The sequence below is a fragment of the Vibrio sp. OPT46 genome (assembly GCF_015163535.1).
Classification (GTDB): domain Bacteria; phylum Pseudomonadota; class Gammaproteobacteria; order Enterobacterales; family Vibrionaceae; genus Vibrio; species Vibrio alginolyticus.
In genome coordinates this window covers 18626-23667 of sequence record NZ_JADDYG010000302.1, presented here as the reverse complement: position 1 = coordinate 23667, position 5042 = coordinate 18626, and the positions used below count along the sequence as shown (strand labels likewise).

At 42.4% G+C, this 5042-nt stretch carries 4 protein-coding genes and 1 pseudogene; 1 reads left to right on the top strand and 4 read right to left on the bottom strand.

Going from position 1 to position 5042, the window contains the following annotated elements:
• The 4 genes and pseudogenes from IQR33_RS14255 to IQR33_RS14240 form a co-directional block, all read right to left on the bottom strand.
• Positions 1-705, bottom strand: a pseudogene (locus IQR33_RS14255) (EAL domain-containing protein); the annotation flags it as partial.
• Positions 706-916: 211 nt separating this feature from the next.
• Positions 917-2278, bottom strand: a complete 1362-nt coding sequence (locus IQR33_RS14250) for an L-serine ammonia-lyase (RefSeq protein ID WP_005376899.1) — start codon at positions 2276-2278, stop codon at positions 917-919.
• A gap of 97 nt (positions 2279-2375) precedes the next feature.
• Positions 2376-3629 (bottom strand): aromatic amino acid transport family protein, encoded by a 1254-nt coding sequence (locus tag IQR33_RS14245; protein WP_005388284.1) that lies wholly within the window; start codon positions 3627-3629, stop codon positions 2376-2378.
• A gap of 345 nt (positions 3630-3974) precedes the next feature.
• Entirely contained in the window at positions 3975-4574 is a 600-nt protein-coding gene (locus IQR33_RS14240; protein ID WP_005376901.1) for a CoA pyrophosphatase, read from the bottom strand.
• 231 nt (positions 4575-4805) lie between these two features.
• Between IQR33_RS14240 and IQR33_RS14235 the strand changes: the two genes are divergently transcribed.
• On the top strand, positions 4806-5042 hold a 237-nt coding region (locus tag IQR33_RS14235; protein WP_193843778.1), incomplete at its 3' end, for a heme NO-binding domain-containing protein.

Sequence of the window (5042 nt, the reverse complement as noted above, 5' to 3'; positions counted from 1 at the left end):
AACGGTTTCTGGAGTGACTAAGCATCGAATATTGAAACGATCTAGCATCATGCTCGATTCCACCAACTTCACATTATCAAATAGCGACTTCAGTTCGCCTTCATTAGCAAAGCAACTCCTGCGGGAAAGGCTCTCTGCAATTTCGAAGGCGTTATCCAGATAATTATGTTTAACGATGCTGTTTATCGCGTAGTAACAGATAGCAAAGAAAATGATCGCAGTGATCAACACAACCCACATCGCTTCTGAATAGATCTTTTTATTACGCAGGCAAATACGAAGTGCTTTGCGAAGACTATTGGTTGTGTATTGATTGATCTTCTGTTGATGTTCGATGCCATTCTGATGGTTGTTTTGCATAGTAAAAGGGATGAAGTATCCGGTCCGGTGAATGTTTTCGATAATGTTTTTGTTAGTGGTTAAATGTTCTTCCGTGAGCTTGCGAAATTTCTTTCTTAGAGCGGCCACCGCGTTTTTAAAGCCATTTTCAGGCAGTGTCATTTTGTATTGTTGAGTGATTTTGCTTTCTATTAACCGCTGACTAATCGGCGTATTTAAACTGCCGTATGTGGCGATAGTTGACAGAATGGCGTACTCATTTGGGTTGACAGGAATGGAGTGGTGGAGTGACTGATTGAGCTCTAGAGATATTTCGTTTTCGGACAAGCAAACGCAGATTTGGTTTCCAATTTCAAACCTAATCATGTGTTGATGTGCTCCAAGTTTAATTTTTGGCTACGTTATCAATAAAGCTAGGGAAGAGATGTGATTTTTTACTGAGATATCCATAATATTTGGATATATTCAACGTTTTAGGTTTTTTTTACTTGTCCTGATAACGCATTTTCCTGGGTTTTTTAGGTATAAAAAAACCCGAGCACAGACTCGGGTTTTGATTGGTATTCAGAAAGGCGTGTTAGCAAATCACTTTGATTGCTAGACCACCTTGAGATGTTTCGCGGTATTTCGCGTTCATGTCTTTACCTGTTTCTAGCATGGTTTCGATAACCTTATCTAGAGAAACAGTTGGAGCTGAAGAGCGACGTAGTGCCATGCGAGTAGAGTTGATTGCTTTTACTGCCGCAATACCGTTACGCTCAATACATGGAACCTGAACCTGACCTGCAACTGGGTCACACGTTAGACCTAAGTTGTGCTCCATCGCGATTTCTGCTGCCATACATACTTGCTCTGGGCTACCACCCATAAGCTCAGCAAGGCCTGCTGCTGCCATAGAACATGCCACGCCAACTTCACCCTGACAGCCAACCTCTGCACCAGAGATAGACGCGTTACGCTTGTAAAGACCTCCGATTGCGCCAGAAGCTGCAAAGTAACGGATGTAATCTTTTTCAGTCACAGTTTGGATGAACTTATCGTAGTAAGCCAGTACCGCAGGAATGATGCCACACGCACCGTTAGTTGGTGCTGTAACAACGCGGCCACCTGCTGCGTTCTCTTCGTTTACTGCGAAAGCGAACATGTTTACCCAATCAACAACAGACATTGGATCATTTGTTGTCTTTTCTGAAGTAAGTAGCTGCTGGCGAAGTGCTGCTGCACGGCGAGGCACACGCAGTGGACCAGGCAAAATACCTTCTTCATTCATACCGCGATCCATACACTCGCGCATTGTGCGCCAGATGTTCGCGAAATAAGTACGAGTTTCTTCATCTGAATGAAGCGCATGCTCATTCTTCATGGTTAGTGCGCTGATGGACAATCCACTTTCGTGGCATTGGTTAACCAGTTCCTCTGCCGTTGTAAACGGGTAAGGTACTTTTACTGGGTTTTCAGCTTCTTTACCGAAATTTTCTTCATCAACGATGAAACCACCGCCGATAGAGTAGTAAGTTTTTGAGTACGCTTTTTCGTCATCAATCCAAGCGTGGATCTGCATGCCGTTTTCGTGTAGCTCTAGGTTTGTTTTGTGGAAGTTCATTCCACCTTCACGTGGGAACGATACTGTGTGACAGTGCATGCCAACGGGAAGGCGTTCAGTTTCTTCTACACGAGCGATAAAGCCCGGGATAGAATCGATATCAACTTTCTCAGGAGTGTTGCCTGCAAGACCCATGATGATAGCAATATCTGTGTGGTGACCTTTCCCTGTCAGTGATAGTGATCCATAAACGTCAACGGTGATTTTAGTGATGTCGCGCAGTTTTCCCATTGCACGAAGATCATCAATAAACTCTTTACCCGCTTTCATTGGGCCTACAGTGTGTGAGCTTGAAGGTCCAACACCGATTTTATAGATATCAAAAACACTAATCATATCGATTACCTCAGAAGAAAGCCTCCCAAGGGGAGTTGGGAGGCTTAATTTTATCGTTATATTTTTGGATTAATCATACTGCACTGGGCAGAGATGATTAAAGAGCGCCGTAGATTACAGAACTAATTGCAGCAAGACCACAGATTGCTGTGAAAATTTGCACAGGTGCTGAAGTTTTGTACTTAGCCATCGCAGGAACTTTTTGCATTGCGAAGATTGGCATCAAGAATAGGATTGCCGCAATCATCGGTGCACCCATTGTTTCAATCATACCTAGGATGCTTGGGTTAACGATAGCAACGATCCAAGTTGTGATTACAATGAAGATTAGAGACATCTTCTCGATCTTACTTACTGGTGATTTTGAACGAGATTTCACTAGACCAACTAGACCTTCGTGCGCACCCAAGAAGTGGCCAAAGTAGCTAGAGGTGATCGCTGCGAAAGCAACCAATGGACCCATGTAAGAGATCAGTGGAGATTCATGCACGTTTGCTAGGTAAGAGAGAACAGAGATGTTTTGCTCTTGCGCCGTTGCTAGTTGCTCTGGAGACAGAGAAAGTACAACAGAGAAAACGAAGAACATAACAAAGCCCATCAGCATCATTGCTGCGCCACCGGTGATAGCGTCAGTTTTCTTAACTGCGTCATCACCGTATACACGACGTTGCTCTTTAGAGAACTGAGAAATGATTGGGCTGTGATTGAAAGAGAACACAATAACAGGGATTGCTAGCCAAACGATAGCTGGCATTGCACCCCAGTCAGGCGACACTTCCATCATTGAAGTGTTCCAACCAGGAATCAGGTATACAGACAGTGCTAGTAGGATGAACACGAGAGGGTAAACCATTGCTGAAGTTGCTTTCAGCATAAGCTCTTTACCGAATACTACGCCTGCTGTCATTGCAGCAATAAGTGCACCAGAAAGTAGCCAGCGAGGAATAGATTCCATGCCCATTTGGTTAACTAGGAAAGAGTCAACTGTGTTTGTGATACCAACACCGTAGATAAGTACGATTGGGTAGATAGCGAAGAAGTAAGCGAACGTAATAAGGTTTGCGCCAGTCTTACCAAAGTGCTCTTCTACTGTGTCGGTGATGTCCGCTTCAGGGTTTTTCGCAGAAAGAACGAAACGAGCTAAAGATTTGTGTGCGAACCAAGTCATTGGTGCTGCGATTAGGGCTAGGATTACTAATGGCCAAAAGCCACCTGCACCTGCTTTAATAGGAAGGAACAGTACACCTGCACCTACTGCCGTACCAAAAAGGGACAGACACCAGGTAAAGTCTTTGTAAGAAAACTTACTAGACGATTGTGCGGTAGAAACCGCAGAAGTAGTTGTATTCATTTTTTAGTTACTCATTTTGGGAACAGGAAATAAGTCGGGAGTAATTTTGCAAGATTTTACACTAGGAAAATTAGATCTAAATCATTTATTGCTTACGCTTATTGAATGATATGTCAAAAACCTGCTTTTTATCACGAAAATGATGTGCTACTCGTGATTTCTGCTAATGAGTAAAATTAGAAAAACTTATCAATAGGGCTGTTTGTATAAATTTATTTCACCGCAAGCGTTTGCGGTGAAAATGGAAAATTAATCTAATGTGAATGAATGTTTATGAAGCAACGTTTTATTAATATTGATGCGCATAATGATCGCGCCTATAAAAGCACCGATATCAACAACTGTTTAATGTGAAATAATATGTTTTTGCATTGATTCGATAATTTGTGCCGTCATGCCCCAGATGAAATGCTGTCTATATGGGATAGCAAATACACGATGACTGCTTCTTTTTAGGTCAAATTTGGTGCTATACAATTTTTTGGGGTTCAGAATATGGTTGGCAGGAACCTCAAAAACTGACTCTACTTCATTTGGGTCAATATGCGTTTTATATTCCGGAGAAACAAAAGCCAAAAAAGGTGTCACATTAAATTGACTAATCGTTGGTAGTGTAGGCAGTTGACCAAACACATGAATATGCTCATCTTCTATCCCAACTTCTTCTTTGGTTTCCCTTAAAGCTGTATTCACGAGCTGAATATCTTCCTGCTCATATTTGCCACCGGGAAAGCTGATTTGTCCCGGATGATGGCGTAAGTGGGCTGCACGCTTAGTCAGAATGACTTGTAACCCGTCATCGCGTTCCACAAAACCGATTAAGACTGCCGCATCTCTCAGGGACTTTTCTTTCATCCATTTCAGTCGTGCAAGGGACTCTTTGTGGTAGCCCGTTGGAAGCCGAAATTGAAAGTTCTGTAGTAAATGAGTTTTGTCGATAACCAAACTGAGTCCTTATTTATCGTGCCTAACCATTATTTATTATACTCAAAGACGGCAAAGCGTATGGCGTTATCGTTACTGGTTACCAAATAAAACATTCGCATTAAAGCACTCGCCAGCACTTTCCCTCTTTGTGTTGTGTGTCTCACTCTGCTTGAACATATTAATTTGAAACTTATAAGGTTATACACCATTCTTTATTTTAGGACGCCACTATAGGACAAGTATTGGCCAATGAAAGGGATTATTTTCACCGAGTTCATGGAGTTAGTAGAAGAGAAATTCGGTCTTGATGTGTTAGACCAAGTTCTCGATCTTTCTAACGATGAAGGTGTTTACACCGCTGTTGGTAGTTACGATCACAAAGACTTGGTTAAGTTGATCGTGAATCTCAGTAAAGTATCTGGTGTTCCCCCCGAGCAACTGCAAGAAGTGTTTGGAGAGTGCGTCTTTTTGAATTTACTTCGCTCC